Here is a 3,246-nt window from a genome sequence, read left to right on the forward strand (position 1 = left end):
AAGGCCTTAAGAGATTTTAGTCGGGGCATTGCTTGCGACATTTTCGAGGGTAAGCGACAATGCGCGCCTTTGCCAAGATCACAAAAGTGAAATTGCTTTTTTATTAGGCAAATCTGCACAAAACACACAATAAGTCGACACAACAATAAGCCAACACAATTACATCCACTCAATAAGGTCAAACAATGCCAACACGTCGTGAACTTGCCAATGCTATTCGAGCGCTAAGTATGGATGCGGTCCAAGCCGCCAACAGTGGTCATCCCGGAGCCCCGATGGGAATGGCCGACATCGCTGAAGTTTTATGGAACGACTATCTCAAACACAATCCGGCGGACCCCAAGTGGCAAGATCGCGATCGTTTTGTGCTGTCCAATGGACATGGCTCAATGTTGATCTACTCGCTATTGCATCTCACCGGTTACGACCTGCCATTACAAGAATTAAAAAATTTCCGTCAACTGGGGTCAAAGACAGCCGGGCATCCCGAATACGCACACACTCCGGGTGTTGAAACGACCACGGGCCCACTTGGACAAGGCATAAGCAATGCGGTGGGTATGGCCTTGTCGGAAAAAATTCTGGCCGAACGTTTCAATCAACCGAATTTTCCAATCGTCGATCATCACACCTATGTGTTTTTGGGTGATGGCTGTTTGATGGAAGGTATTTCGCACGAAGCCTGTTCTTTAGCGGGTACTATAAAGCTGGGCAAACTCATCGCGTTTTGGGATGACAACGGCATTTCAATCGATGGTGAGGTGGATGGCTGGTTTACCGACAACACCCCGGAACGCTTCAAGGCCTATGGCTGGCAGGTGATCGCCGATGTTGACGGACATGACCCAGAAGCCGTCAAAGCCGCCATTGAGCAAGCGCGCAGTGATTCGGATAAACCGACTCTGATCTGTTGTAAAACCGTGATCGGGTACGGTGCCCCAAACAAGCAAGGCACCGCCAGTTGTCATGGCGCGGCTTTGGGCGACGATGAAATTGCCAAAACGCGTGACGCTTTAGACTGGCCGCACGCGCCTTTTGATATCCCTACGGATATCCGCACTCAGTGGGATGCCCTTGAGAATGGTAAACAACAACAAAGCGCCTGGGAACAAATGTTCACCGCCTACGCCAAAGCCCATCCGGAATTGGCCAAGGTCTACTCGCGCCAGATGTCCGGCAATTTGCCATCTGATTGGGAAGAGGCTAAAGCCGCAAACCTGCAAGCGATCAATGCCGAAGCGGCTGGTCATGCCACGCGTAAAGCCTCACAACGAGCACTCGATGCCATCGGACCCTTATTGCCGGAGCTGGTGGGCGGTTCAGCCGACCTGACCGGTTCCAACAATACCTTTTGGAAAGGATCCAAAGGCATTACCGCCAATGACGCCAGTGGAAATTACATTTATTTCGGCGTGCGCGAATTTGCCATGTCGGCCATCATGAATGGCATGGCCTTACACGGCGGCTTTATTCCGTATGGCGCAACTTTCCTGACTTTCTCTGACTACGCTCGCAATGCAGTGCGCATGGCAGCCCTGATGGAGATCGGCTCGGTATTTGTTTACACCCACGATTCCATCGGCTTGGGAGAAGACGGTCCGACCCACCAACCGGTCGAGCACACTGCAAGCCTGCGCTTGATGCCAAACCTGAATGTATGGCGTCCGTGTGACGGGGTGGAATCCTATGTGGCCTGGGAGTCGGCGATCGAACAACGCAACACACCTTCTGCATTGATCTTCACTCGCCAGAATTTACCGCACCAGCAACGTAACCCCGAGCAACTCGCCAATATAGCCAAAGGCGGTTACGTGTTGTACGAGCCTGAAACTGCAGCGCAAGCCGTGATCATTGCAACCGGTTCGGAAGTGCATTTGGCCACCCAAGCCGCCACCACACTCGCTGCCGAAGGTGTTGCGGTACGCGTGGTGTCCATGCCGTCTACCGAACTGTTCGAACAGCAGGCGCCTGCCTACAGGGAATCGGTATTGCCGGCGTCATTAAGCAAACGCGTGGTGGTCGAGGCAGGAGCAAGCGGTGGCTGGTATAAATACACCGGACTGAATGGACGTATAATTGGACTGGATCGCTATGGCGAATCGGCTCCAGCGTCGCAACTATTCAAAAAATTCGGCTTTAGCGTAGAGAATGTTGTCTCCACGCTGAAAGAACTGCTTTAATCAAATTTTTTATTATTTCAATTGTACAGAGGACAAGAGCATGGCAATTAAACTCGCAATTAACGGATACGGCCGTATCGGACGCAATGTGCTACGGGCAATTTTTGAAGGTGGACGCAGTGATGAGATCGATATTGTTGCCATCAACGACCTGGGTAACGCGGAAACCAATGCGCATTTAACCAAGTACGACACGGCACACGGTATGTTCTCCGGTGATGTGCGTGTTGAAGGCGATCACATGATCGTGAATGGCGACAGAATTCGAGTCTGTGCCGAACGTAATCCTGCCGATCTGCCGTGGGCCGAACTTGGTGTGGATGCGGTATTGGAATGTACCGGTATTTTCCGTACGCGTGAAAAAGCCGCTTTGCATCTACAAGCCGGTGCGAAAAAAGTGGTAATTTCGGCACCTGCCGGTGACCCGGTGGATGCAACCATTGTTTATGGCGTGAACGATAATGTGCTGAAAGCCAGCGACACCATTATTTCCAATGCCTCGTGCACCACCAACTGTCTGGCGCCATTGGTGAAACCCTTGCATGATGATCTGGGCCTTGAGCATGGCTTGATGGTGACCATACATGCGTACACCAATGATCAGGTTTTGTCTGACAGCTATCACAAAGACCTGCGCCGCGCACGTTCTGCAACCCAGAACATGATCCCGGCCAGCACGGGTGCGGCCAAAGCCGTTGGTCTGGTTCTGCCAGAACTGAATGGCAAACTGGATGGCTACGCGATCCGGGTTCCAACCATTAATGTGTCAATGGTTGATCTGACCTTTAAAGCCGGACGCGACACTTCGGTTGAAGAAGTGAATAGTATTTTGAAAAAGGCCTCGCAAGGATCGCTTAAAGGCATTCTTGAATACAGTGAAGCGCCATTGGTGTCCAGCGACTTCAATCACAATCCGCACTCATCGATATTTGACGCAAGCCTGACCAAGGTTACCGGTGGCAACATGGTGAAAGTGTGTTCCTGGTATGACAATGAATGGGGTTTTTCAAACCGTATGTTGGATACAACAATTGCTTTGATGAAAGCCTGATCGGGTTTTCTTCGA

At 51.3% G+C, this 3,246-nt stretch carries 2 protein-coding genes; both read left to right on the top strand.

Translation table 11 applies throughout. From position 1 onward, the window contains the following. Nucleotides 1-185: 185 nt before the first annotated feature. The gene (tkt, locus tag HKN88_09440; protein NNC98279.1) at nucleotides 186-2,180 is read left to right on the top strand and encodes a transketolase; all 1,995 of its coding nucleotides are present in this window, start codon (nucleotides 186-188) and stop codon (nucleotides 2,178-2,180) included. A gap of 40 nt (nucleotides 2,181-2,220) precedes the next feature. After that, nucleotides 2,221-3,231, top strand: a complete 1,011-nt coding sequence (gene gap, locus HKN88_09445; protein ID NNC98280.1) for a type I glyceraldehyde-3-phosphate dehydrogenase — start codon at nucleotides 2,221-2,223, stop codon at nucleotides 3,229-3,231. Nucleotides 3,232-3,246: the final 15 nt, after the last annotated feature.

Source organism: Gammaproteobacteria bacterium, from assembly GCA_013001575.1.
Taxonomy (GTDB): domain Bacteria; phylum Pseudomonadota; class Gammaproteobacteria; order Steroidobacterales; family JABDMI01; genus JABDMI01.